This is a genomic window from Streptomyces sp. NPDC045968 (assembly GCF_056430475.1).
In genome coordinates, this window is the sequence record NZ_JBWKLF010000012.1 from 32,441 (window position 1) to 57,913 (window position 25,473).

At 70.9% G+C, this 25,473-nt stretch carries 21 protein-coding genes; 13 read left to right on the forward strand and 8 right to left on the reverse strand.

Going from position 1 to position 25,473, the window contains the following annotated elements:
- Positions 1–149: 149 nt before the first annotated feature.
- The gene (locus AC07FA_RS29765) at positions 150–2,855 is read left to right on the forward strand and encodes a BTAD domain-containing putative transcriptional regulator (RefSeq protein WP_479079404.1); all 2,706 of its coding nucleotides are present in this window, start codon (positions 150–152) and stop codon (positions 2,853–2,855) included.
- Between the two features lie 32 nt (positions 2,856–2,887).
- Here the strand turns inward: AC07FA_RS29765 and AC07FA_RS29770 are convergent, their stop codons facing one another.
- Positions 2,888–3,805, reverse strand: coding sequence for a LysR family transcriptional regulator (locus AC07FA_RS29770; protein WP_479079405.1), 918 nt, complete (start codon positions 3,803–3,805; stop codon positions 2,888–2,890).
- A 166-nt stretch (positions 3,806–3,971) separates the two neighbouring features.
- Here AC07FA_RS29770 and AC07FA_RS29775 point away from each other — a divergent pair, with 166 nt between their 5' ends.
- Together AC07FA_RS29775 and AC07FA_RS29780 are read left to right on the forward strand one after the other, a co-directional pair.
- Positions 3,972–5,066, forward strand: coding sequence for a M20 family metallopeptidase (locus tag AC07FA_RS29775; RefSeq protein ID WP_479079570.1), 1,095 nt, complete (start codon positions 3,972–3,974; stop codon positions 5,064–5,066).
- 35 nt (positions 5,067–5,101) lie between these two features.
- Entirely contained in the window at positions 5,102–5,863 is a 762-nt protein-coding gene (locus tag AC07FA_RS29780; RefSeq protein ID WP_479079406.1) for a DUF6585 family protein, read from the forward strand.
- Between the two features lie 60 nt (positions 5,864–5,923).
- Here AC07FA_RS29780 and AC07FA_RS29785 read toward each other — a convergent pair whose 3' ends face one another.
- On the reverse strand, positions 5,924–8,044 hold the full coding sequence (locus AC07FA_RS29785) for a LamG domain-containing protein (protein ID WP_479079407.1): 2,121 nt from the start codon (positions 8,042–8,044) through the stop codon (positions 5,924–5,926).
- Between the two features lie 336 nt (positions 8,045–8,380).
- Here AC07FA_RS29785 and AC07FA_RS29790 point away from each other — a divergent pair, with 336 nt between their 5' ends.
- Entirely contained in the window at positions 8,381–9,586 is a 1,206-nt protein-coding gene (locus AC07FA_RS29790; RefSeq protein ID WP_479079408.1) for a PP2C family protein-serine/threonine phosphatase, read from the forward strand.
- A 68-nt stretch (positions 9,587–9,654) separates the two neighbouring features.
- On the opposite strand, the gene AC07FA_RS29795 is transcribed toward AC07FA_RS29790, so the two are convergent.
- Both AC07FA_RS29795 and AC07FA_RS29800 read right to left on the reverse strand, forming a co-directional pair.
- Complete coding sequence (locus AC07FA_RS29795; protein WP_479079409.1) at positions 9,655–12,411, reverse strand: P-loop NTPase fold protein; 2,757 nt, start codon at positions 12,409–12,411, stop codon at positions 9,655–9,657.
- Between the two features lie 142 nt (positions 12,412–12,553).
- Positions 12,554–14,032, reverse strand: coding sequence for a hypothetical protein (locus AC07FA_RS29800; protein ID WP_479079410.1), 1,479 nt, complete (start codon positions 14,030–14,032; stop codon positions 12,554–12,556).
- A gap of 276 nt (positions 14,033–14,308) precedes the next feature.
- On the opposite strand from AC07FA_RS29800, the gene AC07FA_RS29805 reads away from it, so the two are divergent.
- Entirely contained in the window at positions 14,309–14,581 is a 273-nt protein-coding gene (locus tag AC07FA_RS29805) for a hypothetical protein (protein ID WP_479079411.1), read from the forward strand.
- A gap of 310 nt (positions 14,582–14,891) precedes the next feature.
- Positions 14,892–15,332 (forward strand): hypothetical protein, encoded by a 441-nt coding sequence (locus AC07FA_RS29810; protein ID WP_479079412.1) that lies wholly within the window; start codon positions 14,892–14,894, stop codon positions 15,330–15,332.
- Positions 15,333–15,478: 146 nt separating this feature from the next.
- Here the strand turns inward: AC07FA_RS29810 and AC07FA_RS29815 are convergent, their stop codons facing one another.
- Complete coding sequence (locus AC07FA_RS29815; protein ID WP_479079413.1) at positions 15,479–15,898, reverse strand: FKBP-type peptidyl-prolyl cis-trans isomerase; 420 nt, start codon at positions 15,896–15,898, stop codon at positions 15,479–15,481.
- Positions 15,899–16,130: 232 nt separating this feature from the next.
- Positions 16,131–16,553 (reverse strand): YjbQ family protein, encoded by a 423-nt coding sequence (locus tag AC07FA_RS29820; RefSeq protein WP_479079414.1) that lies wholly within the window; start codon positions 16,551–16,553, stop codon positions 16,131–16,133.
- 93 nt (positions 16,554–16,646) lie between these two features.
- On the opposite strand from AC07FA_RS29820, the gene AC07FA_RS29825 reads away from it, so the two are divergent.
- From AC07FA_RS29825 to AC07FA_RS29850, 6 genes are all read left to right on the forward strand, one after another.
- Entirely contained in the window at positions 16,647–16,730 is an 84-nt protein-coding gene (locus tag AC07FA_RS29825) for a putative leader peptide (protein ID WP_311307964.1), read from the forward strand.
- 237 nt (positions 16,731–16,967) lie between these two features.
- Positions 16,968–17,882 (forward strand): ABC transporter permease, encoded by a 915-nt coding sequence (locus tag AC07FA_RS29830; RefSeq protein WP_479079415.1) that lies wholly within the window; start codon positions 16,968–16,970, stop codon positions 17,880–17,882.
- Positions 17,855–18,622: an ABC transporter ATP-binding protein gene (locus AC07FA_RS29835; RefSeq protein ID WP_479079416.1), complete on the forward strand. Its 768-nt coding sequence runs from the start codon at positions 17,855–17,857 to the stop codon at positions 18,620–18,622. Before AC07FA_RS29830 ends, AC07FA_RS29835 begins: the two co-directional genes overlap by 28 nt.
- A 55-nt stretch (positions 18,623–18,677) precedes the next feature.
- A complete protein-coding gene (locus AC07FA_RS29840) occupies positions 18,678–19,706 on the forward strand; it encodes an ABC transporter substrate-binding protein (protein WP_479079417.1) in 1,029 nt (342 codons plus the stop codon).
- On the forward strand, positions 19,703–20,911 hold the full coding sequence (locus AC07FA_RS29845) for an LLM class flavin-dependent oxidoreductase (RefSeq protein ID WP_479079418.1): 1,209 nt from the start codon (positions 19,703–19,705) through the stop codon (positions 20,909–20,911). The genes AC07FA_RS29840 and AC07FA_RS29845 overlap by 4 nt, the downstream gene beginning before the upstream one ends.
- A 76-nt stretch (positions 20,912–20,987) precedes the next feature.
- A complete protein-coding gene (locus AC07FA_RS29850; protein ID WP_479079419.1) occupies positions 20,988–22,088 on the forward strand; it encodes an NAD(P)-binding domain-containing protein in 1,101 nt (366 codons plus the stop codon).
- A gap of 16 nt (positions 22,089–22,104) precedes the next feature.
- Here AC07FA_RS29850 and mltG read toward each other — a convergent pair whose 3' ends face one another.
- On the reverse strand, positions 22,105–22,953 hold the full coding sequence (mltG, locus tag AC07FA_RS29855; protein WP_479079420.1) for an endolytic transglycosylase MltG: 849 nt from the start codon (positions 22,951–22,953) through the stop codon (positions 22,105–22,107).
- Positions 22,954–23,107: 154 nt separating this feature from the next.
- Positions 23,108–24,913: an ABC transporter ATP-binding protein gene (locus tag AC07FA_RS29860; protein WP_479079421.1), complete on the reverse strand. Its 1,806-nt coding sequence runs from the start codon at positions 24,911–24,913 to the stop codon at positions 23,108–23,110.
- Positions 24,914–25,009: 96 nt separating this feature from the next.
- On the opposite strand from AC07FA_RS29860, the gene AC07FA_RS29865 reads away from it, so the two are divergent.
- Positions 25,010–25,453, forward strand: coding sequence for a MarR family winged helix-turn-helix transcriptional regulator (locus tag AC07FA_RS29865; protein WP_479079422.1), 444 nt, complete (start codon positions 25,010–25,012; stop codon positions 25,451–25,453).
- The last annotated feature ends 20 nt before the right edge of the window (positions 25,454–25,473 follow it).

The window sequence follows — 25,473 nt, forward strand, 5'->3', positions numbered from 1 at the left end:
CCTGTGTTCGACGCATACCGCTTGGTACGTTATGACCGGTTCAGCGTCGGGTCGAAGTTCTCACCGCAGTCGGCACAGGCCTCCCGCCGACCGCATCCGCCGTCCCGCCCACGAGCCGTCCGCTTCGGAAACACAGAGGCAAGGGGCTTATGACAGAGGGATTGGTCCAGAGCGTCGACGGGGGCCTCCGGTCCGTGCACGCGCCGGAAAGCGCCGCCGCCCCCGCGGTGATCTCCGCGTTCGGCAGGATGACCGTGCGCACGCCCGAAGGGCCGGTGGAACTGGGGCCACCGCGCCGTCGTGCCGTACTGGCCCTCCTGCTGGTCAACGCCGGCCAGGTGGTGTCGCTCTCGTCCCTCGTCAACAACATCTGGGGTGCCAGACCTCCCGGTCAGGCGGTCACCACCCTCCAGTCGTACATCTCCCGGCTGCGGAAACTGGTGGCTGACCGGCCGCTGAGCGGCGGGGTGGAGCTCCAGCTCAGACACCGCTCGCCCGGCTACGTGCTGACGGTGCCCCCGGAACACGTGGACGTGATGCGGTTCGAGCAGGCGGTACGCCGGGGCATCGCCACCCGTCACCGGGGCGATGCGCGGCACGCCTACGATCTATTGTCCGAGGCCTTGCACGGCTGGGACGCACCGCCCTTCGAGGACCTGACGGACTACGAGTTCGCCTCCCAGGAGGCGTCCCGGCTGGGCGACCTGCGGCTGACCGCCCTGGAGGAGTGCGCCGACTGCGCCTTCGCGCTGGACCGCAGCCGGGAACTGCTTCCCGTACTGGAGCGGGAGGTCTACCTCCACCCGCTGCGCGAGCGCCTGGTGCACCAGCTGATGCGTGCCCAGTACCAGTGCGGCCGGCAGGCCGACGCGCTGTTCACCTTCGAGCGCACCCGGCAGTTCCTCGCGAAGGAGCTCGGGGTCGACGTCAGTCCCGAGTTACGGCAGGTGCACGAGAGCATCCTGCGGCACGACCCCGCGCTCCGGCATCCCCACCCCGCGCCCACTCCCCCCACCATCCTGCGCCCCGCGCCCCCGGCTCCCTCCCGGCACACACCCGGCTCCGCACCGGCCGGCCACATCGTCGTCGAAGGCCCAGGCCGGGCGGCGAAGCCGGCCTCCGTGCCGGTGTTCCCGCCGGCCGGCGCGGCAGCGGCGGCGGCTCGCGAGCCGAGGACGCCGTCGGCGCGGCGCCATGAGCTGGGGAAACTCTCGGCCGCACTGGACGCGGTGCACCGCGGCAGCGGGCGCGGCGTTCTGCTGGTGGGTGAGGCGGGCGTGGGGAAGACGTGGCTGCTCCAGCGGTTCGGGGAGCAATGCCGCGCGTCTGACATCGATGTCTTCACGGTCTACTGCCCTCCGGACGACGACATGCCGGCGTACTGGCCGTGGCTCCAGGTGCTGCGCCAGGCGGCCGCCCGGCGGCCCGAGGCGATCCGGGCGCTGCCGCCGGCCGTACGCCGGCACCTCGACCCTCTCCTGCCCGCCCCGGACAGCGACCCGGCTGCCGAACCGTCTTCCGTCCCGCACGCCGCCGGGACGTTCGCCTTCCAGGAAGCGGTGAGCCGGCTCCTGCTCGCCCTGGCCGACCGCCCGCTGGTCGTCGTCCTGGAGAACTTCCAGCGGGCCGACTTCCCCTCCCTCGCGCTGACGCGCTTCCTCATGGAGCAGACGGCCGAGTCCTCGCTGCTGCTCGTCGTCACCTCGCGTGCCTTCCGTATCTCCGACGATCCGGGCTGGCGGGCCACCCGCGCGCGCCTGCTGCAGATGCCGCACGCCGAGGAGATCCGGCTGGAGGGGCTGCCGCCCGAGGAGAGCCACAGCATCATGGCCGCCGCCCTCGGGGCTCGCGCCGATCCCGCCCTGTGCGCCGCACTGCAGAAGCGGTCCGGCGGCAACCCCTTCCTGCTGCTGGGGCTCCTCGACGCGGTGCGCGAGGGTACGACGCCCCGCCAGGTCAGCGAGCTGCTGCCGCCGCGACTGGCCGAAGTGATCACGGAAAGGCTGTCCGGCATTCCGGCCGGCGTACTCACCGTCCTGAACGCCTGTGCCGTACTGGGTCCGGAGAGCACCACGGACACCCTGCGCGAACTGGCCGTCGCCGCCGGGGCGTCCGCGCACGACGTGGCACGGGCGCTGCGCGCCGGACTGCTGCGCGCGAGACCGGACGGTTCCTCGCACATCGACTTCCTGCAACCGCTGGTACGCGACGCCGTGCGCCAGGAGATGCCCGGCGGGACCTGCGCGGAACCGCCCCTCCGCGCCACGGGCCCGCACCGGCTCCAGCCACGCGGCGGACCGGCCTCGCGGAAGCCGCTCGACTGGGTGTTCACCCAGCCCTCCGGCCGGTTGCAGCAGGCCGCAGCCCGGGTGTTGCAGTGGTATCTGACAGCCCTGTTCGACAGAGCACCGATATCGATGCCCGAGCTCGCCCGGGAAGCCGGCCTCCCGGACGACGCGGTCGCCCTGAGCCTGGGCGGCGAACGGGTCGCCTCGTGGCCGACGACCCATCTGCTCGTCACCATCCTGGGCGGGCACCCCCAGGCCCTGCGCCCTGTCTGGGACGCCGCCTCCGGCGAAACACCCCCGGACGCCCACTCCGAGGCGGAGGCGGGGCGCTTTCTGCGGCAGGTGCTGCACGTACTGCACCTGGCGGCGGGCGCACCCGCCGCGGGAGAACTGAGCGCGGAGGCACTCCTGACCTCCGGCGCCACCACCTCCTCGGTGCCGGACTGGCGCACGACCAAGCGGATCACCATCCTGCTCGGTGCCGACCCGAGCGTGACGAAGCCCTTCTGGGACGCCTGGTCCCACGCCCGCCACGAGGGCGCCGACCCCGCGGAGGGAGCGGCATGAGCTCGGACGGGCGCGAGCGCGGCCCAGGAACCTCAGGCGGACCTGGCGGTCCGTCCGGCGGCGTCGCGGAGGAGGTCCCGCAGCTTCAGCGCCGCCGGCAGTGGGGCGTCGGGCAGGGCTATGTGGACGGTCCGGTGCGGAGGGAGGTCGCCGAGGCGGCACAGGACGAGTTCGGCCGGGACCGCCTGGGTGGCCAGTGAGGGGACCAGGGCGACCCCCAGCCCGGCGGCGGCATAGCCGAATTTCCCCGCCCACTCCGCGATCCTGATGACCTTCCTGGGTTTGAAGCCCGCCCGTGCCCATGCGTCGGCGAGCATGGTGGGACTGTCCGCGGGCGCGTCCTGGAGCCAGACCTCGTCGCGCAGGTCACGCAGGTCGACAGTCCCGGCGCCTGCCAAAGAGTGCTCGCGGTGGAGCGCCACGAGCAACTCGTCCCCGAGAAGAGCCGTCGTCGTGACGCCTTCGGCGGGCGGGAGACCGGACGGGTAGTCGCTCACCACGGCGACGTCGAGCGCCCCTTCCGTGAGGCGTCGCATCAACGTGCTGCTCCGGCCCTCGACCGCGGTGACCTCCACATCCGGCCTGTCCTGCTTGAACGCCCGCAGAGCCGCGGGAACCAGGGAGATGTTGGCGGTGGCGAAGGCCCCGACGCGCAGCATCCCGCCACGGCCCGCGTGCAGCGCGGCGAGTTCGTGTTCGGCCCTGGCCAGACACTCCAGTACGTCCACGGCGTGGCGGTGCAGCGCGCGTCCGGCGGGGTTCAGCCGCACGCCCCGGGGGAGCCGCTCGAACAACGGTCCGCCCGCCTGCTGCTCCAACGACGCGATCCGCCGCGACACCGCGGACTGCGTGTAACTGAGCTGCCCGGCAGCCTTGGTGAACGACCCGGTGTCGGCCACGGCCACCAGCAGGCGCAGCGTTTCGGTCTCGAACACATTCCCTCCGGTCATGGCTGCGATGCAATCTAGTCGCTAGTGGAATGTCTGGCCACGCCATAGCGTCGTTCCGTCATCGCGTTTCCACATCGAGGGACAGCGGGGAAAGCATGCTGGAGTTACCGAACAGCGGTGCGGAGCAGGGCCGGTGACGGCGGGACACACGCTCACGCTCGCGGCGATGGTGGCCGATCTGGAGCAGCTCGTGGTCCGTGAGTCCTTCTCGGCCGACCACGCGGCGCTGGCCCGCAGCGCCGAGGCGGTCGGCGCCCTGGGCACGCGACTGCTCGGCGCGAGGCCGGAGGTGATCGTGATCGGCGGTGTCAGCCATCTGCGGTGGTCCTTCGGCATCCCACGGGTGCTCCTGCTGGGGCACCACGACACGGTGTGGCCGGTGGGTTCGCTGGAGACCCGTCCCTGGTCCGTGGCCGACGGCGTCGCCCGGGGACCGGGGGTGCTGGACATGAAGGCGGGGCTGGTCCAGATGTTCCACGCCCTGGCCTCCCAGCCGTCCCTGGACGGAGTGTGCGTGCTGGTCAACGGGGACGAGGAGGTCGGCTCCCCCACCTCGCGGACGTTGATCGAGGAGTCCGCGCGTGGTTGCGTGGCCGCCTTCGTACTCGAACCATCGGCGAACGGGCAGGGCGCGCTCAAGACGGCACGCAAGGGCACCTCGCGGTACGAGGTCGTGGTCCACGGCAGGGCCGCCCATGCCGGCCTGGAGCCGGAGAAAGGCGTCAACGCCGCGGTCGAGGCCGCCCATCAGGTGCTGGCCATCGCCGAACTCGCCACCTCGCTCGGCTTCACCGGAGCCGTTCCGGGAGCACCGACCGTCACACCCACCCTGCTGTCGGCAGGCAGCACCCTCAACACGGTGCCCGCGCTGGCCAAGGTCTCGGTGGACGTGCGCGTACCGAGCCTGGCGGCGCAGGACCGGATCGACGGCCTCCTCCGCGCACTGACCCCCCGGACGAGCGGAGCGCGTCTGAGCGTACGGGGAGGCATGCGGCGGCCACCCATGGAACCGGAGTCCTCCGCCGGGCTGTTCGCCCTGGCCACGGACATCGCTTCGGAGCTGGGCCATGCGCCCCTGCACGGCATGGCCGTCGGCGGCGCCTCCGACGGCAACTTCACCGCGGGCACCGGCTGCCCCACCCTGGACGGCTTGGGCGCCGTCGGCAGCGGTGCCCACACGGACACCGAGCATGTCGAACTCTCCCAGCTGATTCCGCGCACCCGCCTGCTGGCTCAGCTGATCGCGCGGACACGGCCGTGACCCGATCCCCCTCCCCCAGAGCGAAGAAGAGGCTCATGACCACGCAGAGACCCGCAGAGACACCGTCACCCCTGTCGCCCGAGGCCGCCGAACTGGCCGCCCGTCATCAGCTCGGCGAGCTCAGGGGCGTCTTCCGCCCGAAACGCCTCGGCTTCATGACGGTCGCCTTCCACCTCTTCACGCTCACGTATCTCCTGGTGCTCGTCATACCACCGGTGCTGTTCTTCCTGTGGCTGCGCCGGTATCCGAACTACAGCAGGAAAACGGCCTCCAAGCGCCTCTACCTGTTCGACGAGGGCATGATCGTGCACCCGCAGTCGGCGGACGGCATGGTCGCCCTGCGCTGGGATTCCGTGAAGGTCTTCCAGGACATCACCCAGAACATCATCAACGGGATTCCCGGCCCCGTCACCTACGTCTACACACTCATCTCCTCTCCGCTCGGAGGAAGCACCGCGACGCTCACGGAGTTCTACGAGCACCCCGCTACGTGGGGGCCGTGGATCCAGGAAGCCGTCGTCCAGGCGCAGGGCCCGGCGGTCCTGCGCGCGGTCCTGGAGGGCGAGACGGTCAGGTTCGGTGACTTCAAGGTGTCCCGGACCGGCGTGGCCGCCGACGGGAAGGAACACCTGCGCTGGACCGACCTCCAGAGGATCGACGTCCGCAACGGCCGGGTCCACATCATGAAGACCGGCGAAACGGTCCCCTGGGGCGGGGGCGACGTCAAGAACATCGCGAGTCTCCCGCTCCTTCTCACCGTCGCCGAGAGCCTTCGCGGGCATCCGCCGATCGAGTAGGTCGCACTCCGGTCGTGGAAACGGCTTCGGAGCCGGAGCCCGGCCGTGCCCCTGTGGACATCAGTCGAGGTAGGGGAACGAGTTCACCTGGGACGCGGTGAGGGCTCCGTCGAAGACGCGGACGGTGTCCGCGCCGCCGTGGAAGTACTCGCCCCAGTTGCCGCCGAGGGTGTGGGCGCGGCCGATCTGGAGCGGGCCGGGGGCGCTCCACAAGGCGTTGAACTCCGCGGTGGCGACGGCCTGGCCCTCAACGTACAGGGTGATGTGGCCCTCGGAGTCGTCGTACACGACGACTACTTCGTCGGAGTAGGACGTGGGAGCGCCGGGTCCGGCGACAACGGTCTCCGCGGCGCCCGGGCCGCTGCCCCCGGTGACGACCAGCTGCCACTCGGAGACGGCCGGGTCGTAACGGACCTTGAAGGCGTCGCTGTCGGCATCACCCTGGGACAGCACGGTCATCGGCCGGCCGGGGGTGGTGTCGGCGAAGCGGACCCGCAGGCCGACGCTGAAGCTGTCGGCGGTGTCGACGACGGGGCCGCTGGTGGCGGCGTAGTCGTCCGTGCCGTCCAGGGCCAGGTGGTCGTTGCCGTCGAGCGCGCCCGCCGGGAACTCGGAGCACTCCGGGTCTTCGAGGCATGCCTCGTAGTCGGGGGTGTAGAAGGCGGCGCCACCGTGCAGGGTGAGCGGCTTGTCACCCTCCCTGTCGGGGATCACACCGTCATCGGTGCGCTCGATGTCCCAGGCCGCGACCCGTTCGGCGGGGCGGAACCCGAGCCCCTCGATCTCCTCACGGGACACGACCCGGTCCCAGACACGGACGTCGCCGATCTCACCCTGCCAGCGCGCGCCGGAGTCACCGCGGGCCCGGCCGATCTGGAAGGCGCCCGGGGCTGCCACCGAGGCGACGCCGTTCTCGGAGGCGACCTGCTTGCCGTTGACGTACAGGCGCAGGGTGTTTGCCTCGGTGTCGTACAGGCCGGTCAGGTGGGCCCAGCCGCCGACGGAGGCACGGCCGCCGGTGAGGGTGGCGGCTCCGTAACGGAAGGCCCAGGTGGCCGGGCCTTCCGCGCTCGGGCGCAGGCCAAGGGTGAAGGCGGAGGTGCCGTCGGCGGCGTCCTGGCTGGCCACCGTCATCGGGTTGCCGGTGGCGGCAGGGCGGACCCAGGCGGAGAGGGCGAAGGTCCTGGCGGTGTCCGTCGCGGGGGCGTCCGGGGTGAGGTAGCTGTTGCCCCGGCCGTCGAGGGTCACGGTCGAGTTAAGGCCGGTGCGGGAGGGAGCGGGTGCTCCGAAGAGGACGCCGTCCTCGGCGCGGGCCACGAGGCCGGCCTCGGCTGCGGCATGGTCGGCTCCGGCCGGATCGGCGAGCGTCCAGTGGGCGACGGGGCTGCGTCCGGCGGCGACGCGCATCCAGTGCGTCGTCTCGGAGCTGGGCCGCCCGGCCCGGTCGACGGCGCGGACCTGGACGTAGTAGGGCCCGCTGTGCTCCGGCATCCACCGGATGGTGGCGGGCCCGCCCGGCTCCTCGGGCCGGACCCGCTCAGGTGCGGAGCCGAGGAAGGAGTAGACGTACTCGACGACGTCCTCGGAGGGAGAGTCGAACGTGAAGCTGCCGTAGACGCCGACGCCGTCGTGCCAGCCGCTGTCGTCATCCGGGTACTGCTCCGAGACAACCGTGGCCGGCTCGGGGCTGACCGTGTCGATGACGAACCGGCAGGTGATGCCGGGTGCTTCGTCGCTCCAGGCGGAGCTCGCGCCCTCGGCGTCGACGGCCCGGACGCGCCAGGAGACGACGGTGTCGGCCGGGAGGTCGGAGGGAGTCCGCCACAACTGGACGACGGGGGACTGCACCGTCCTGGACGTGTAGGTGCGGCGCTCCTGGACTCCGTCGGCGTCGGTCCACCAGGCCTCGAACTCGGCAGCGGCCCCGTTGCTCTCCCACTCCTCGTTGTCCTCCGTCGTGTCCTCGACGGTGGCCCGGAGTTCGGGCGCGCGGGGGACGTAAACAGGCTCGTCGGAGCAGGACTTGGACCAGTCGACGGTGAGGGTGTCGGCGCTCGGCCGAAGCGGAGGCAGATTCTCCCCGGCCGCCGTGGCGGTGCCGGGCGTGGCGGCGAGCAGCGCAGCTACCAGTCCGGTGACCGCGGCGGCCGTTCTGGTGCGCCGTGCGGAATGCGTGTTCATGCGGCGGAGTCCCCCTGATTCGGTCCTGCGCGGGGGCGGTTCGCCGCCTTCGGCGCGCGCAGGATGCCACACAGAGACCAACAGCTGTCATGTTCACCGTCAGTCTCGGGTCGCATGACTATAGAGCGCCCTTCGAACGCATTCAAAAGGGTTTCCGGCACCGCCAGAAGCGTGACGATCCCGGGCCACAACGCGCCCAGTGCCGCAGTTCATTGCGCACGGCCGGGCCCGGCGGGACAGGCCTGAGGAGGGGCGCTGTGGGCGGGCGTGATGGACGTACCAGGTGAGGTCGGCGAAACCCGGGGAATAAGGGGCCACAGACGATGGGAGGTTGCCATGGATGGCAGAGATCTGGAACTGGGCGAGCTTCTGGCCGCCGCGGAGTCCGCGCCGCCAGGGGAGTCCGTCGACGTACTCGCGCACGACCTGCGCAAGCGCTTCGGGGCGGAGCGTGTGTCGTTCCTGTTCGTCGACCTCATGGGGCAGCGGCTGCTGCGGCTGACCGCGCCCGCAGAGGGGGGAAGGGCGGACGCCGCGGAGCGGATCGACTTGCAAGGCACCGTCTACGACACGGTTCTCCGCAACCAGCGCCAGCATGTGGAATCGGATGGTCAGGGCGGACGTCGCGTGATCTCGCCGGTGACCAATCGCGGCGACTGCATCGGGGTGCTGGAGGTGACGTTGCAGTACGCCGACGACGCCGTGCTCCGACAAATCAGCGACGCGGCCCACGCGCTGGCTTACATCATCGTCACGGACCGCCGCTTCACCGACCTCTACCACGCGGGCAGACGCACCACCCGCACCAGCCTGGCCGCCGAGATCCAGCACCAGTTGCTCCCTTCGGCGTCCTGCTGCGAGGCCCCCCAGTTCACCCTCGCCGCAGGCCTTGTCCCTGCCGACGACATCGGTGGCGACACCTACGACTACACGCTCGACCGGGACACGCTGCACCTGTCCATCACCGATGCCATGGGCCACGACACCGACTCCGCGCTGCTGGCCACCTTGGTCACGGCTGCGCTGCGAGGCGCGCGCCGCACTGGTTGCGACGCGCTTCATCAGGCCCATCGTGCCCACGAGGCACTGCTGACCCACAGTCGTGGATTGGCCACCGGACAACTGCTGTGCGTCCGTCTTGAGACGGGGACCTGCGAACTGGTCAACGCGGGACACCCCTGGCCCCTGCGTCTGCGGGACGGCGCTGCCGAGGTCGAGGAGGTGGGGCTCGCGGTCAACCTGCCGTTCGGCGTGGCCGCGCCCACCTCCTACCACCTCCAGGAGCTTCAGCTGAGCCCCGGCGACCGTCTGGTCCTGCTCACCGACGGGATGCAGGAACGCGGTGCCGCGGCCGTCGATCTGGCGTCGCTGGTGCGCGACACCCGCAGCTCGCATCCCAGGGAGGCCGTCCGCACCCTGACCACAGCGGTACTGGATGCCTGCCGGGGCAACCTCAAGGACGACGCCACCGTCCTCATCCTGGACTGGCACGGTTCCGGTCCCGGTCGGCGCGATGACGGGCGTGAATCCGAACCACGCTGAAGTCACCGACCGCGGCCCGGACAGCAGACGGAAGCAACCGCCGCGCCGCCGAGCGGCCCCCGACCGCATCAGGCCGACACCCGCGGATGACGCGGGCAGTCCGCGCCGCGGGGCGGTGGGACGGTGGCCGGCAGGCCGCCGGTCGGCCCTTCCGGCAGCCGCCACGCGGTGCGGATCGAGCCGATCAAATGCCGCGCGCTGTACGGCGACACTTCCAGCTCCTGCCGGGCGCGGCCCAACAGGTCCAGGGCTCCGGCGGGGCCGCGCGCCGCCGCCTCGTCCCGGCGGCGGGCGAGGTCGCTCCTGCCGAAGATGTCGAGCAGGGTCATGGAGAACAGGGCGTAGGCCGAGGCCTCGTCGAGGAGCTCCCGCGCCTCGTCCGGGACCTCCGCGGCGGCCTCCTCGCCCAGATGGCCGCCGAGGTCGTGGAAGGCCACGTACTCCAGAGCCCACCGGAGCTCGACCGAGCCGCAGGGGCAGGCCGGGCGCAGATGGTCCATCAGGTTCCGGAAGGCGACGAGGATCGTGCTGGTCCGCGGCGTCCACCGCTGCTTGCCCAGGAGCGTGCGGAATCCGGCGAGCGTGTCGGCGAGCTCCTCGAGGATCAGTTGCCCCGCGATGTCGGTGAGTTCGACGAACCGGGTCCTGGCCTCGATCTCGTCCAGCCGCAGGCCATAGCGGATGAGGTCCCTGGGTACGCCGCCCGAGAGGGCGTGCGTGAGCGCCTTGTAGGGCTCGGAGAGGCCGGAGGCCCGGCGCTCCAAGATCTCCTCGGACTCCCGCAGCGTGCAGGGCGGAACGTGCACGATGTCGTCCAACGAGCTGTCGGTGACCCCGCGGTGGGGCAGCCCCCGGCGGACGAAGGAGGCGCCGACGTCCTCCGCGACCGAGATCAGGTAATGGACGTGGGGTACGCCGAGAATGGCCTTGATCTCGCTGAGGAAGGAAAGCGCCGCGGTGTCGGAGCCCAACCGGTCCACCTCGTCGATCGCGATCACGACCCGCTGCTCCAGCCGGTGCTGCTCAGCGGCGATCCCCGTCAGCAGCGTGCGGAAGTCGGAGACCAGTTCAGGGAAGTTCGGCGGCACGGTCGACAACGAGGTCGTCTGCCCGGTGAGCAGCTGCGGCGGTCCGGCGGTGACGGTGGAGGAGGCCGTCTGCACGGTCTGCAGCCGGTACAGCTCGTCGCGGCAGGCGGTGACGAGGGGCGGAACCGGGCTCGCCGGGCTCCATGTGGCCACCTTGATCAGCAGCAGGCCCGTGAGCGCGAGGGCGAGCCGAAGCGGGTTCTCCGGGTCGGCCGCCAGCGCCTGCGGTACGGGCTTGGTGAAGAGGAGCGCGAACGAGGTGAGGAAGACGGCGAGCCCGATCCGGCCCCGCAGACGGAGGGTGAGGAGGACGCGCCCCCCGACTTCCAATGCTCGTTCGGGAGCCAGGTTGGCGAGGCCGACGAACGAGACGAGCAGCAGGAGGAGGCCCGCCCCGTTGCCCCTGCCGTCGACCTTTCCCACGAGGGCGCGCATGTCGTCGTCGACGAACAGCGAGACGAAGGCAACGGCGATCAGCCCCGCGCCCGTGGCGACGAAGGCGTACCGGGCACCGCGGCGGACGGCAGGCCACCGCTTCCACCGCCGCAGGCTCCACACCAGGACCCCGGCGACCACGACGAGGACGGCCGCGCCGATCCGCTCGCCCTGCCAGATGTCCAGCACCACGTCCGTCACCCGGTGCCGTAGGTCCGCCGCCCGCGCCCCCAGGGACGGCCCATGCCGGGCCGTGAGGGAGCGCGCGGTCGCGGCCAGACCGAGGACGACGAGCGAGCCCGCCGCCAGCCCGAAGGCCAGCAGCGTCAGCCCCTTCCACAGAGCGGGCAGCAGTCGGCGCGCCGCTCTGCGGAAGGGCGAGAGCCGGAGGAAAGCGGGAGGCACGTGGCCCATGTGGACGAGGTAGCTCTCGCAGGTCCGGACGTAGAGCGACAACAGGAAGTCATACGGCGAATACGTGGCCGGGGCCTGCACGACGACCGCGAAACCGGCCTCCTCCGCGCACGTCTCCAGCAGGGTCGACTTACCCGCGCCCCGGGCACCGCTGACCGCGATCGTCCCGCCGCTTTCGAGCTGGGCGACCTTGCGGGCAAGACTCCGGGCGGCCAGGCTGTCGACCACGTACCGCGGATTGCGAGGCGAGCGCAGGCCGTCGTAGCTGTCCGCGAGGAGCAGCGAGTCGTGATCCTCGCCGAGCAGCGCCTCGACCACCCGGTCGACCAGGGGACGGACGCCGTTCTCCTGGAGGTCGCGGCTCCAGGCGGCCGCCGCCCACACGGTCCTCCTGTCCAGCAGGAGGACGCGCGGTCGCAGGGCCCACTCCCGCAGATTGAGCAGGACGTGCATGCGCCACACCGGGTGCCGCCAGATCGCGGCGGCGGTCAGTGGCGGGGCCAGGGCGACGGCGAGCGCCGTCGGCCAGGAGGCGAAGACCGCGACCAGCAGGGCCAGCACCGTGATCCCGCAGAGGACCGCGGTCGCGGGATGCGTGCGGTTGCGGAGGTATTGGAGCTGCCGACGCGGCCGCTCGCTCTGCTCCAGCAACGAGCGGAAGCGCTCCTGGGTGTTCCGGCAGGGCGCGACGGCCCGTTCGACGTTGGCTTCTGTGAGCAGGGCCGCACGGGCGTTCTCGGCGGTCGCCTGGGGGCGCATGCCGAGGCGCCGTGCCACGGCCGGCACGGCCAGGCAGGCGTCGACCGCCGCGAGGTACTCCTCCGCCTCTCGCTCCAGGGCGAAGAAGTCGGCGACCTGCCAGGCGGGGCGCGGGCGGCGTCGGGACATGGACGAGGGGCCTTTCGGGAGGGGCGGCGGGGTGCGGCACGGACCGGGACGCGGAGTCACGAGGCCGTGCGATCACTTCATGAGGTGGTGCCATCCGATCACTTCACGAGGTGGTGCGGTCAGGAGCGGTGCGGTCGTGCGGTCACGCGCCGGTGCGCGCGCGGACGAGGTCCCGGCGCGACAGGCGCGTGCCCCGCTTGTGCTTGATCCGGAAGTACGCCCCGAGCCCCGGCTCATCCTTCCGGTCGTCGCCGAAGGTGACCGCGTGGGCGCCCCCGTCGTCGAGCAGCCGTCCGACGCACTGGGCGAGCGTGCGGGGCCCCGACCCGCCGTAGCCCCAGGACAGGCCCGGCGCGTCCATGGCAGGAGCCGGGTAGAGCACGCCGTCGTCGGTGCGCACCCAGACCGGGTCGTCCAGGACGACCTCCTTGAGGACGGACCCCGCGGGCAGGCGCTTGGGTGCCCGGCCCATGTAGGTGATCTCGTGGTCGGCTCGGGAGATGAACTTCCCCTTCACCGCGACGACCGGGCTGCCGGTCACCGGATCGACGAAGGTGCCCACGGTGTCGTACGCCTCCTCCCACACACGGTGCAAAGCGGTCGGCGGGACGGCACGCAGCCGGTTGATCCACTCGGCCGCGGCCCGGGTGACGTCCGTGCGCGTCACGTCGAACGTGCCGCCGTACGGGAGGTCCTCGGCGCCGCTCCACCCGCTGACCTGTTCCAGGCACTCCACGGCCAGGTCGTCGGTGCGCCCGCAGAGTTCGGCGAGTCCGGCGCCGACGACGTCGTCCGTCGCGAGCTCCCCGCCGCCGGGTCCGGCCGTGTCCGGAACGGCCGGGAACGCCATCGAGTCCCCCGGCCCCGCCGGCCAGGAGCGGAGGTTCTCCATCTCCCACAACGCGTTGTCCGCGGCACCGGTCCGGATGCGGTGGGCGATCGTGAAGCAGGCGCGTCGGACCGGAGAGCCCTCGGGTTCCTGCCGTGCCAGCGCGTGGAGAGGCTCCCAGGAGGGCAAGGTGACCACTTCGACGGGGACGGGAGCGTCTCCGGGCCGCCACGCGGTGAGGTGTGCCTCGCGGCGCAACGCACTCGGCCACCACGGGGCGGGGCCTCCCAGATGCGCGGCCAGCTCCGCCCATGACGGGTGGTAGACGACTTCGGGCCGCTCCCGGTCCACCGCTTCCAGTTCGGGCCCGTCATACCCGTAGGCGTGTCCGACGACGACGAGGCCGACGATGTCCGTGTGCAGGTCGAGGAGGCTTCTCCCGTCCGGCATGCCGTCGCACGGGAAGACGACGGCGACCACGCCTCCGCAGGCGTCCCACCGCCCGGCGAAGTACTCGGCGTCGGCCTCCGTCCCGTCGTCCGCGCGGTGGTACTCGCCCCCGAGGTAGCGGGGCTCGGCCGGGGAGGCCGGACGCAGCAGGAGGGGCCCCACGCCCGCCAGTTCGGGATGTTCGGCGGCGAGCCACCGCGCGAACGCGTGACCGGACCAGACGGTCGGACCGTCGTCGAAGGAGCCGTCGAGAGGCTCGATCATGCCCTCCGCGAGACGCGACCACGTCTCCTCCGACAAACCGAACACGTCCTTGAGCTGTGCGGCGGTCAGCTTCTCCAACTCGTCTTCCCCCTCAGGTTCCCTTGCGTCATCCATCATGAGGGGCGGGTCTGACAACGCGCACCCGAACCCGGCCCGGTGGCCTTCGACAGCGAGCGCCCTGAAGGATCTGGGCGAAGTCGGAGCACCGTCACGCCTCGCCGTCTCCGGGGCTGACGATCTGCACGTCCGCACGACAGGCTCAAGTAGCGGTGTCAGCAAGGGACTTCGGGGTACCCGAGGAGTTGGCTGGCCAATAGCGGACCAGTCGTCACGTTGATCACGAAGGAGTGGCAGATGACGACGCGGTACGGCAATCAACCGACCGGACAGCAGCCCCACGGCGCACCGCAGCGCACGGCGACCGGCAACGTACTGAGCATCATCGCGATGGTGCTGGGTGTGGTCGCACTCATCTTCCTGCCGATCGTCTTCGGCGTGGTCGGCCTGGTGCTGGCCATCGTCGCCAAGACCGTCCGGCACGAGCGGCTCGCTGTGCCCGCCATCGTGGTCAGCGCCTTAGGCCTGGTCGGCGGCATGATCCTCGGCGCTGTGGTGGCCGGCGCGTGAACTGAACCCGCGCCGGTTCCACCTCGACCGGTTGCTGTGCCCCACCACACCGGTGGGGCACAGCAACCGGTCGAGACGTTTGTGTGGGCGCGGCGGCCCCGGACGTCAGCCTCAGGCTGCACGCGTCCGCCGACAGCAATGGATGAGCCGTTGCCACGCCAGTGTGCCGTCGTCGCTCCCCGGCCTCCTCAGCCCATGCCCTCACATCCCGCCACCCAGCCCGGGTGCGTTGCAGCATTGTTGGCCCGTGTTGAGATCTTGCCGGGTCCCTGGTGCGCGGGTTGGCGGCCGGACAGGCTAGTTTTCTCGGATGAGTCTCCTTGATGATGTGGCCGAGCGCGACGGCTGGCGGTGCTGGGTGTGTGACGAAGCGGTCGACCCCGACGAGTCGGTGAACGACCCGCGGGGGCCCAGCGTCGACAGCAGGACTGCCGACCGGAAGGCCAAGGTCGCCGAGCGGCTCGCGCACCGCGGATGCAACACCCGCAAGGGCGCGGTCAAGGTGGTCATCGCCTGGCCGGACCACCTGTACGTGGTCGAACCCGCGCCGCTGATCACCGTCGCCGGAAGGCTGGAGCGCAAGGGGGGCCGCGAGATGGTGGGCCGTTGTCCGACCAAGCGGGACGCCCAAGAGGCGGCGGATTGGCTGGTGGACCGGTTCTCCCGGCTGGTACCGGGGCTGCCGGTGACCGCGGACGTCGAGCCGGGCGGCGGCCAGTTCCTCGTCACCCTGTCCGCTGGTCGCCGCTGACCAGGGACCACCAGCGCGCACTCAGGTGGGTCGGCTCGTGCCAGGAGAGGTCGGTGTGGGCCGACTGGTCAGCTTTACGTGCCCCCAAGGCCCACGCCCCCCCAGCGTCACAGGGCCGCCCGGTCCCTCTCTCAGGAGCGCCAGGTTCAGGCCGAGCCGGCCGAGCCGGGCCTCGCTCCGGCGGGGCCGCCCACCACAGTGAGCAGGTCCACGACGAAGATCAGCGTCGAGCCCGCCGGGATCAACGGAGAGGGTGACTGCCTGCCGTAACCGAGACGCGGGGGAACGATGATCTCGCGCCGGCCGCCGACCTTCATTCCCCTTACCCCCCGGTCCCAGCCCTTGATGACCTTGCCACCGCCCACGGCGAACTTGAACGGCCGGCCCCGCTCCCAGGAGGAGTCGAACTCCCTCCCGGACGCGAACGTGACCCCTACATAGTGAACCTGGACGACCGTGCCCGGCCGTGCCTCGGGTCCATCTCCCACCACGATGTCCCGGATCGTCAACTCGGTGGTCGCGACACCCTCCGGAACTTCGATGCTGGGCTTCGTCAGTTCACTCATCACGGTCCCTCGTTCGCCACCGGAATCCCTCGCACGGGCCGACCGGACACATGGACATTCCATGCGGCAGGCGATCAACGCTACGGCAATGCCCGTACTCCAAGGTGCACCGCACACTGCTCCTGCGGCTGTTGTCGTCGAGCCTCGCGGACCGCTCCGCGACCGCCGCGCACCCCACGTGGTGCGTCATCGGGAACAGGTGGTCCCTCCGCAGTCCCACCGAGGCGACGCGCTATCCGAAGAAGCTCAACCGAACCCTCCGGTTGGCATTATCAACATTTGTGTCGACCAGGCACACCGACTGCCAGGTCCCGAGTTCCAGCCGGCCCCCGAGCACCGGCAGCGTCGCGTGCGGGGGCACCAGGGCGGGGAGTACGTGGTCGCGGCCGTGGCCCGGGCTGCCGTGGCGGTGTTGCCAGCGGTCGTCGGCCGGGAGCAGCGTGTGGAGCGCGGCGAGCAGGTCGTCGTCGCTGCCGGCCCCGGTCTCCAGGATGGCGATGCCGGCCGTCGCGTGCGGCACGAAGATGTTGAGGAGGCCGTCCCGTCCCGGGGCGGCGGAGGCGAGGAACTGTTCACAGTCCGCCGTCAGGTCGGTGACGGTCTCTGTCGCTCCCGTGGTGATGTTCAGGACGCGGGTGATGAAGGTTTCCGACATGGTGCCCATTCTCGCGCCTGTGGGATGGGATCGCGCGTCCACGGAACGAGACACCATTGACCGGCTCTGTTCCGCGTCGCTACGTTCTGGGCCATGTTCCGTTCAGCTCTGCTCACTTCGCGCGGTCACATCGACCTGCTGCGGGTGGCCTCCGCCGCGTGTTGCCGCGGCTGCTGACGTTCTCTCAGCACTACTTCCCAGGGTGACCGGGCGCGCGACGCGCCCGCTCCTGCCGTACGCGTCCGCGTACCACCTCACCGGCCTCTCCCCCTTCTTGCGCCTGCCGTAGCGCCACGCGTCCGCCTGTCCTGGCGGGCCCGCGCCGCGGCACGGTACGGCGGGGCGTACGGGGTGTGAGGCGTGCGTCGTCCGCGTTCCCCGCGTCCCGCGCGTTCACCTGCTCATGGAGTCCTCATGACCGTTGACCATGCCCCGCCGGATATATCGCCGGTATCCGGAAAGTCCTCCCCGCTCTCCCCGTCGTCCCCGCCGTCCGTCGACTCGTCGTCCGCGCCGGTCGACCTGGAACCGGTCGTCCCCGTCCCGGCTTCGGGTTTCCGGCTCGGTTCCGTGCCCCGGTGGGTGCGGCGCACGATCGGTCCCCTGCTGCTTCTCTCGCTGTGGCAGGTGTGCAGTGCCACCGGCGTCCTGCATTCGGACGTGCTCGCCTCCCCCGGCACCATCGCCCGTGCCGGAGCGGATCTGGTCGCGGACGGGACCCTGCCGTCCGCCATGGGCGTGTCGCTCCGGCGGGTGGCCGTGGGGCTGCTGCTGGGCGGGGTCATCGGCACGGCGCTCGCCCTGATCTCCGGGCTCTCCCGGCTCGGCGAGGACCTGGTGGACGCGAGCGTGCAGATGCTGCGGACCGTGCCCTGGGTCGGCCTGATCCCGCTGTTCATCATCTGGCTCGGGATCGGGGAGGCCCCGAAGGTGGCACTGATCGCACTCGGCGTCGCCTTCCATCTGTATCTGAACGTGTACGCCGGAATCCGTGGTGTGGACTCCCAGCTCATCGAGGCGGGACAGTCGTTGGGCCTCGGCCGGTGGGGCCTGGTCCGGCACGTGGTGCTGCCGGGCGCGCTGCCCGGTGCCATGACCGGACTGCGCTACTCCCTCGCGACCGCCTGGCTGGCGCTCGTCTTCGGCGAGTCGATCAACGCCGACTCCGGAATCGGCTTCCTGATGAACCAGGCCCGTGAGTTCTTCCGTACCGACGTCATCGTCGTCTGCCTGGTCGTCTACGCCTTCCTCGGCCTCACCGCCGATGTCATCGTCCGCGTTCTCGAAAGGCTGCTGCTGCAATGGCGACCGACCTTCACGGGCCAGTGACCGCCCCGGCCCCTGCCCCCGGCGCACAGCCGGAGGCCGCTGTACGGATCGAGGGGCTGACCCGCTCCTTCGACGGCACGCCCGTGATCGACGGGCTCGATCTGACGTTGCGGGCAGGCGAGTTCACCGCTCTGCTCGGGCGCAGCGGCTGCGGGAAGTCCACCCTGCTGCGGGTTCTGGCGGGCCTGGACCGTGAGATCGAGGGCACGGTGCTCGTGCCCCGGCGGCGGGCGGTCGCCTTCCAGGCGCCGCGGTTGATGCCGTGGAAGCGGGTCTGGCGCAATGTGCTGCTCGGTCTGCCGGGCCACCCCGAACGGGCGCTCGCCGAACGGGCCTTGGAGGAGGTCGGGCTCTCGGAGCGTTCGGGGGCCTGGCCCAAGACGCTGTCCGGCGGCGAGGCGCAGCGCGTGTCGCTGGCCCGGGCCCTCGTACGCGAACCCGATCTGCTGCTGCTCGACGAACCGTTCGGCGCGCTCGACGCCCTGACCAGGATCAAGGCGCAGCAGTTGGTCGCCGAGCTCTGGCAACGGCGTGGATGCGCCGTGCTGTTGGTCACCCATGACGTGGACGAGGCCCTGCTGCTGGCCGACCGGGCCCTGGTGATGCGGGACGGCCGGATCGCCTACGACACACCCGTGACGCTGGACCGGCCGCGCGGTGTGGGAAGTCCCGGGTTCGCCGCACTGCGTTCGCGGCTGCTGTCCGAACTGGGCGTCGATGACCGGGCCGAAGCCGCCTGAACCCGGCCCGGCCCTTCTCTCCGTACCACTCTCCCCGAATCAGGAAACAGAGATCATGAGACACCGCACCCTGCCCGCTCTGCTGCTGCCGTTCACCCTGCTGCTCGCCGCCTGCGGCGGGACATCCTCCGCCGAGTCCGCGAACACCACCGATGGATCAGGCGCTGTCACGCTGAACGTCGGTGACCAGAAAGGCGGTTACGAGGCCATCCTGCGGGCGTCCGGGGAGCTCGACGACCTCGACTACCGCATCACATGGTCGACGTTCACCTCCGGGCCACCCCTGCTGGAAGCGGTCAACGCCAAGGCCGTCGATATCGGAGGGGTCGGCAACACCCCGCCGGTCTTCGCCGCGGGCGCCGACTCGAAGATCGTCGTCGTGGGCGCCACCCATGGCTCATCGGCCGGCGAGGTGATCGTCGTCCCCGAGGGCTCACCGCTGAAGAGCCCCGCACAGCTCAAGGGCAAGTCGATCGCGGTGGCGCAGGGCAGCTCCGCCCACTACCAGTTGGTCGCCTCCCTGAAGAAGTCCGGTCTGTCCGTCTCCGACGTCGAGCTGAACTATCTGCAGCCCGCCGACGCGCTGGCCGCCTTCAGCCGGGGCAAGGTCGATGCCTGGGCGATCTGGGACCCGTACACCTCGCAGATCCTGCGGAGCACGAAGGCCCGGATTCTGACCACCGGCGAGGGTGTGGTCAACGGGCTCGGCTTCCAGGTGGCCTCGCCCTCCGCCCTGAAGGACAAGGGGAAGTCGAAGGCCATCGGTGATCTGCTGACCCGGCTGAAGCGGGCGCAGAGCTGGGTCTTCAAGCATCCGGAGGCCTGGGCGAAGGTCTGGGCGAAGGAGACCGGACTGCCGTACGAGGTGGCGCTCGACGCGGTGAAGCGCAGTTACGGCACCCGCGTCCCGGTCGCGATCGATCCGGCCGCGATCGCCTCCGAGCAGGCGATCGCCGACACTTTCGCCGAGCTGAAGCTGATCCCTCGCCGCTTCGACTTCGAGGAGTACGTCGACACCCGCTACAACCGTGATCTTCCCCCGTCCTCCACCGCTCCCCGTTCCTACGGAAAGGCATCCTCATGACCGTCTCCCTGCACTGGTTCCTGCCGACCGGCGGGGACGGCCGGACACTGGTCGACCGGCACGCGTACACCGACGGCGGGATCAAGCGCGACCGGATCACCCCGGTGAGCGGGGTACGCGCTCCCGATATCGAGTATCTGACCCAAATAGCCAAAGCAGCGGAGCAGTTGGGCTTTGAAGCGGTACTGACTCCGACCGGCACCTGGTGCGAGGACGCCTGGCTGACGACGGTCGCGCTGGCCCAGCACACCGAGCGGCTGAAGTTCCTCGTGGCGTTCCGTCCCGGGGTCATCTCCCCGGTGCTCGCCGCCCAGATGGCCGCCACCTACCAGCGGATCACACGGGGGCGGCTGCTGCTCAACGTGGTGACGGGTGGCGATTCCACGGAGCAGCGGCGTTTTGGTGACCACCTGGACCACGACCGGCGTTATGCCCGGACCGCCGAGTTCCTGTCCGTGGTGAAGGGCGCGTGGAGCGGGCGGCCGTACGACTTCGCGGGTGAGCACTATCAGGTCGACGGCGCGCTCACGGCGCTGCCGCCCGATCCCCTGCCGGAGATCTTCTTCGGCGGCTCCTCGGCCGCGGCCGGGCCGGTGGCGGCCGCGCACGCCGATGTCTATCTGACCTGGGGCGAGCCTCCGGCCGCGGTCAAGGAGAAGATCGACTGGATCAGGCGGCTGGCGGAGGAGCAGGGCCGTACCGTGCGCTTCGGAATACGGCTGCACACCATCTCGCGCGACTCCTCCCGCGAGGCATGGGCGACGGCCGACCGGCTGCTCGGCGATCTCGACCCCGAGACGATCGCCGCCGCACAGCAGGCGCTGGGGCGGAGCGAGTCGGTGGGTCAGCAGCGGATGCTGGCGCTGCACGGCGGTTCCCGCGACAAGCTGGAGATCTCACCGAATCTCTGGGCAGGTGTGGGACTGGTGCGGGGCGGTGCGGGAACGGCCCTGGTGGGCAGCCACGCGGAGGTGGCCGACCGCATCGAGGAGTACCACGCCCTGGGTGTGGAGCACTTCGTGCTGTCCGGCTATCCGCATCTGGAGGAGGCGTACTGGTTCGGTGAGGGCGTCACTCCGCAGCTCGCGGCGCGCGGGCTGCTCTCCACGGTCCCGGCTTCGCCGCTGCTCTCGGTGCCCGCGGCCCATGGCCGCCCGGCCTCCGCACCGGGCGGCGCTCCGCTCCTCCTCGCCGGGGGCCGCTGAGCAGGCGCTCTGCCGGCGGGTCCTGGATCCTCCCGGGCGCGGGAAGATCCAGGACCCGGACGCAGTTGGTGGAAGTGTGAACAACTTCGGGACGCGAGAGCTGGATGTCGTCGTGGTGGGTGCCGGGCAGGCCGGCCTGTCCAGCGCCTATCACCTGCGGCGGACCGGTCTGGAGCCGGACCGCGACTTCGTCGTCCTCGATCACGCTCCCCGTGCGGGCGGCGCCTGGCAGTTCCGCTGGCCCTCGCTGACGTACGGGAAGGTCCACGGCATGCACGCCCTGCCCGGCATGGAACTGACCGGCGCCGATCCCGGCCGGCCCTCGTCCGAGGTGATCGGCGCCTATTTCGACGCGTACGAACACCGCTTCGACCTGCGGGTCCACCGGCCGGTGGAGGTGAGCGCCGTCCGTGAGGGGGACGGCGGACGGCTGCTCGTGGAGACCTCCGAGGGTACGTACGCCACACGCACCCTGATCAGCGCCACGGGCACCTGGGACCGGCCCTTCTGGCCGCGCTACCCGGGCCAGGAGACCTTCCGAGGGCGTCAGCTGCACACGGCCGACTATCCGGGGCCCGCCGAGTTCGCCGGGCAGCGGGTGGTCGTCGTCGGCGGTGGCGCCTCGGGCACCCAGCATCTGATGGAGATCGCGGACGTGGCGGCCGAGACGTTCTGGGTGACGCGCCGGCCGCCGGTGTTCCGGGAAGGGCCGTTCGGCGAGGACGAGGGACGCGCCGCCGTGGCCCTCGTCGAGGACCGCGTACGCCGGGGGCTGCCACCCCGGAGCGTGGTGAGCGTGACCGGGCTGCCGCTCAGCGAGGCCGTCCGGGACGCACGCGAGCGGGGAGTCCTCGACCGGATCGAGATGTTCGACCGGATCACTCCGACCGGCGTGGCCTGGGACGACGGGCGGACCGTCGAGGCAGACGTGATCGTGTGGGCCACCGGATTCCGGGCGGCCGTGGACCATCTGACGCCACTGAAGCTGCGGGAGCCCGGCGGCGGCATCAAGCTCGACGGCACTCAGGTGGTACGGGACGAACGCATCCATCTCGTCGGGTACGGCCCGTCGGCCAGCACGATCGGCGCCAACCGCGCGGGCCGGGCCGCGGTCCGTTCGGTGAAGCGGCTGCTGGACCGGGCCGGTCGCCCCGACCCCGCTCCGGTCCCGGCCTGAAGGGTGGCGGGCGGGTTCAGCCCGTGGCGGCGGAACGGCGGTTGCGGTTGAATTCCTCGACGTTCGCACGCTGTTCGTCGTAGCTGTCGGTGAAGCGCGTGTCCCCCGGCCCGACCGTGACGAAGTACAGCCACGGCCCCGGCGGCGGGCTGATGGCCGCTTGCATGGCCTGCTCCCCCGGGTTGCCGATGGGGGTGGGCGGCAGACCCTTGAGCTCGTAGCTGTTGTACGGGCTGTCGATCTTCGTGTCCCCTGTGGTGGTGTCCAGAGTGGACCGCTTCAGGGCGTAGTTGAGCGTCGAGTCCATCTGCAACGCCATGTCCTGGGCCAGCCTGTTGTAGATCACCCTGGCCACCTTGCCCATGTCGGAGACGGTGTCGGCCTCTGCCTGCACGATCGACGCGATGGTGACCGTCTGATAGACGGAGACGCTGTTGCGCTGCGCGCCGGCCGTGATGTGCTCCGCGCCGAACCGCTTGGCCGCCGTCTCCACCATGTACCGGAGCAGGCTCCCGGGAGTCGTCTCGTCATCGACGGGATACGTCGCGGGGAAGAGGTAGCCCTCCGGGTTGCCGCCGGCCGCCGCCGGGAGGGGACGTCCGGCCGTGGGCACTGCCTTGGCGGTGCTGCCCGGTGCCAGACCGAGCGCCTTGTCGGCCGCCCCGTACACCTGCGAGGCCCGCCATCCCTCGGGGATCACCAGGGAACGGGGCGCTTCCCGCTTCTCCTGCGATCCGATGACCAGCAACGGCACCAGCACCGCTGCCGCCACGACGAGCGCGGCGCCGAGGATCAGCACCACCCGTCCGCGCCGGGTGGGGCGGAGTCTGCGGCGGGGCGGGACGTCCGGGGACTGGTTGGCCATGCGGGCACGTTAACCCGGACATATGCATCGATTCGACACCTGGCCGCAGACGACACGAACCGCACACCCACACAAAGGGACACACGAAGCGGCGGCGCCGCCGATTCGGGCAAGCAGCCCACTGCTGGTCGGGGAACTCCTGCGGGCTCGCGCGTCAGGGGGCGACCGGCGCCGGTTGGGTGTCGCGGCGAATCAGTGCCGCGTACCGGCCGTCACGGCGGAGCAGTTCGTCGTGGGTGCCACGCTCCGCCGCGCGGCCACCGTCCAGGACGACGATCTGGTCCGCGCCACGGATCGTGGAGAGGCGGTGCGCGATGGTCAGCGTGGTGCGCCCTGCGGAGAGCGCGTCGATCGCGGACTGCACGGCGTATTCCGTACGCGTGTCGAGAGCGCTCGTCGCCTCGTCGAGGATCAGCACAGGAGGGTCACGCAGAATCGTGCGGGCGATCGCCAGCCGCTGCTTCTCGCCGCCGGAGAAGCGGTAACCGCGTTCGCCGACCAAGGTGTCGTATCCGTCGGGCAGTGAGGCGATGTGGTCGTGGATCTGCGCGGCGCGGGCCGCCGCCTCGATCTCCGCGTCGGTGGCCTCCGGTTTGGCGAAGCGGAGGTTGTCGGCGACGGAGGCGTGGAAGAGATAGGTCTCCTGGGAGACCACACCGACGGCCCTGGCCAGCGTGTCGAAGTCCAGGTCCCGCACGTCCACGCCGTCGATCGTGACCCGTCCGCCGGTGACGTCGTACAGCCTCGGGACGAGGTAGCTGAGGGTCGACTTGCCGGAACCGGTGGGTCCGACGACGGCCAGACTGCTGCCCGCGGGCACCGTGACGTCGATGCCGCTGAGCGTGGGGCCGCTCTTCTCGTCGTAACTGAAGTCGACGTCCTCGAAGGCGACCTCGCCGCGGATCTTCTCCAGCCGCACCGGCTTCTCGGGCTCGGTGATGTCCACCTTGAGGTCGAGATACTCGAAGATCCGCTGGAAGAGGGCGAGGGAGGTCTGCATCTGCACTCCGGTGGAGAGCAGGCTCACGGCGGGCCGGAACAGGCCCTGCTGGAGCGAGACGAAGGCGACGAGGGTGCCGATGGAGACGGCGGTGGCGCCCGACTGGAGCGTCAGACCGGCCGCCCAGTAGATGACGGCGGGCATGGCGGCCATCACGATGCCGATCGTCGACATCCGCCAGCGCCCCGCCATGCTGGAGCGCACTTCGAGGTCCACGAGACGCTCGGACTCCTCGGCGAAGCCCTTGGTGAGCGATTCCGAGCGGCCCATGGTGCGGCCGAGGAGGATGCCGCTGACCGAGAGGGACTCGGTGACCGTGGCCGCCATGGCCGCCATCTGCTTCTGGCGCTGCGTCGTGATCCTCTTGCGCTCCCGGCCCACCCGACGGCTGATCCACACGAAGACCGGCAGGAGAAGCAGCGAGACCACGGTGAGCCGCCAGTCGAGCGCCAGCATGGCGACGACCGTCGCGATGACCGCGGTGAGGTTGGAGACCAGCGAGGTCGCCGTCGAGGTGACGGTCGCCTGCATGCCGCCGATGTCACTGGCGATGCGGGACTGCACCTCACCGGTGCGGGTCTTGGTGAAGAAGGCCAGCGGCATCCGCTGGAGCTGGGTGTAGACGGCGGTGCGCAGATCGTGCATGACGCGCTGGCCGACCGTCGTGGAGATCAGGGTCTGCACCACCCCCAGGACGCTGTTCATCACGGCGGTCAGGATCATGCCGAGGGCGAGCAGCGAGAGCAGGCCCGTGCGGCCCTGCGGGATGGCGGTGTCCAGGATCTCGCGCAGCAGGAACGGGGAGGCCACCGACACCAGGGACGAGGCGCCGACCAGCAGACCGACCAGCGCGAGGCGGCCGCGGTAGGGGCGGAAGAGACGGAAGATGCGGCGCAGCTCGGCGGGCGGCTGTCCGTCATCCCTGGGCGGGGGCGTCCACGCGGGTTCGTCGGGTTTCATGAGCTCCTTCGGCAGACGTGCGGCAAGGGGACTTTGGAGAGCATAGCTCATTGTTACCTATACTCACAATGAACCAGGTCCTGATATTGTTCCCTCATGGACTCCCCCGATTCCGACGGCCTGCTGGCCGAGCAACTGCTGCGGCTCACCCGCAGGCTCCACCGCATCCAGAGCCGCCAGCTGGAGCCGATCGGCATCACGCCCGCCCAGTTCCGGCTGCTGCGCACCGTCGCGCACTACGACGGCCCGCCCCGGATGGCCGATCTGGCGCAGCGCCTGGACGTCGTCCCGCGCGCCGTGACCAGTCTGGTCGACGGCCTGGAGGCGAGCGGCCGGGTGCGCCGCGCACCCGACCCGGCCAGCCGCCGGGTGGTGCGGGTCGAGATCACCGACGAGGGCCGCGCCACTCTCCGGTCCCTGCGCAGCGCGCGCCGCGCGGCCGCGGAGGAGATCCTTGCTCCATTGACCACCGATCAGCGCGAGGTGCTCGGCGGGCTGCTGTCCGCTCTGGTCGACGGGATGCCGGAGCGCCGCTGCTGATCCGGCGGGGAGCGCCGCAC

What these genes read in the sequence shown, in the direction of transcription:
- AC07FA_RS29865 (WP_479079422.1), top strand. Translation starts at nt 25,010, where the DNA reads ATGGACTCCCCCGATTCCGACGGCCTGCTGGCCGAGCAACTGCTGCGG.
- AC07FA_RS29765 (WP_479079404.1), top strand. Translation starts at nt 150, where the DNA reads ATGACAGAGGGATTGGTCCAGAGCGTCGACGGGGGCCTCCGGTCCGTG.
- AC07FA_RS29840 (WP_479079417.1), top strand. Translation starts at nt 18,678, where the DNA reads ATGAGACACCGCACCCTGCCCGCTCTGCTGCTGCCGTTCACCCTGCTG.
- AC07FA_RS29790 (WP_479079408.1), top strand. Translation starts at nt 8,381, where the DNA reads ATGGATGGCAGAGATCTGGAACTGGGCGAGCTTCTGGCCGCCGCGGAG.
- AC07FA_RS29820 (WP_479079414.1), bottom strand. Translation starts at nt 16,553, where the DNA reads ATGTCGGAAACCTTCATCACCCGCGTCCTGAACATCACCACGGGAGCG.
- AC07FA_RS29810 (WP_479079412.1), top strand. Translation starts at nt 14,892, where the DNA reads ATGAGTCTCCTTGATGATGTGGCCGAGCGCGACGGCTGGCGGTGCTGG.
- AC07FA_RS29860 (WP_479079421.1), bottom strand. Translation starts at nt 24,913, where the DNA reads ATGAAACCCGACGAACCCGCGTGGACGCCCCCGCCCAGGGATGACGGA.
- AC07FA_RS29835 (WP_479079416.1), top strand. Translation starts at nt 17,855, where the DNA reads ATGGCGACCGACCTTCACGGGCCAGTGACCGCCCCGGCCCCTGCCCCC.
- AC07FA_RS29830 (WP_479079415.1), top strand. Translation starts at nt 16,968, where the DNA reads ATGACCGTTGACCATGCCCCGCCGGATATATCGCCGGTATCCGGAAAG.
- AC07FA_RS29845 (WP_479079418.1), top strand. Translation starts at nt 19,703, where the DNA reads ATGACCGTCTCCCTGCACTGGTTCCTGCCGACCGGCGGGGACGGCCGG.
- AC07FA_RS29785 (WP_479079407.1), bottom strand. Translation starts at nt 8,044, where the DNA reads ATGAACACGCATTCCGCACGGCGCACCAGAACGGCCGCCGCGGTCACC.
- AC07FA_RS29770 (WP_479079405.1), bottom strand. Translation starts at nt 3,805, where the DNA reads ATGACCGGAGGGAATGTGTTCGAGACCGAAACGCTGCGCCTGCTGGTG.
- AC07FA_RS29775 (WP_479079570.1), top strand. Translation starts at nt 3,972, where the DNA reads ATGGTGGCCGATCTGGAGCAGCTCGTGGTCCGTGAGTCCTTCTCGGCC.
- mltG (WP_479079420.1), bottom strand. Translation starts at nt 22,953, where the DNA reads ATGGCCAACCAGTCCCCGGACGTCCCGCCCCGCCGCAGACTCCGCCCC.
- AC07FA_RS29805 (WP_479079411.1), top strand. Translation starts at nt 14,309, where the DNA reads ATGACGACGCGGTACGGCAATCAACCGACCGGACAGCAGCCCCACGGC.
- AC07FA_RS29825 (WP_311307964.1), top strand. Translation starts at nt 16,647, where the DNA reads ATGTTCCGTTCAGCTCTGCTCACTTCGCGCGGTCACATCGACCTGCTG.
- AC07FA_RS29780 (WP_479079406.1), top strand. Translation starts at nt 5,102, where the DNA reads ATGACCACGCAGAGACCCGCAGAGACACCGTCACCCCTGTCGCCCGAG.
- AC07FA_RS29795 (WP_479079409.1), bottom strand. Translation starts at nt 12,411, where the DNA reads ATGTCCCGACGCCGCCCGCGCCCCGCCTGGCAGGTCGCCGACTTCTTC.
- AC07FA_RS29815 (WP_479079413.1), bottom strand. Translation starts at nt 15,898, where the DNA reads ATGAGTGAACTGACGAAGCCCAGCATCGAAGTTCCGGAGGGTGTCGCG.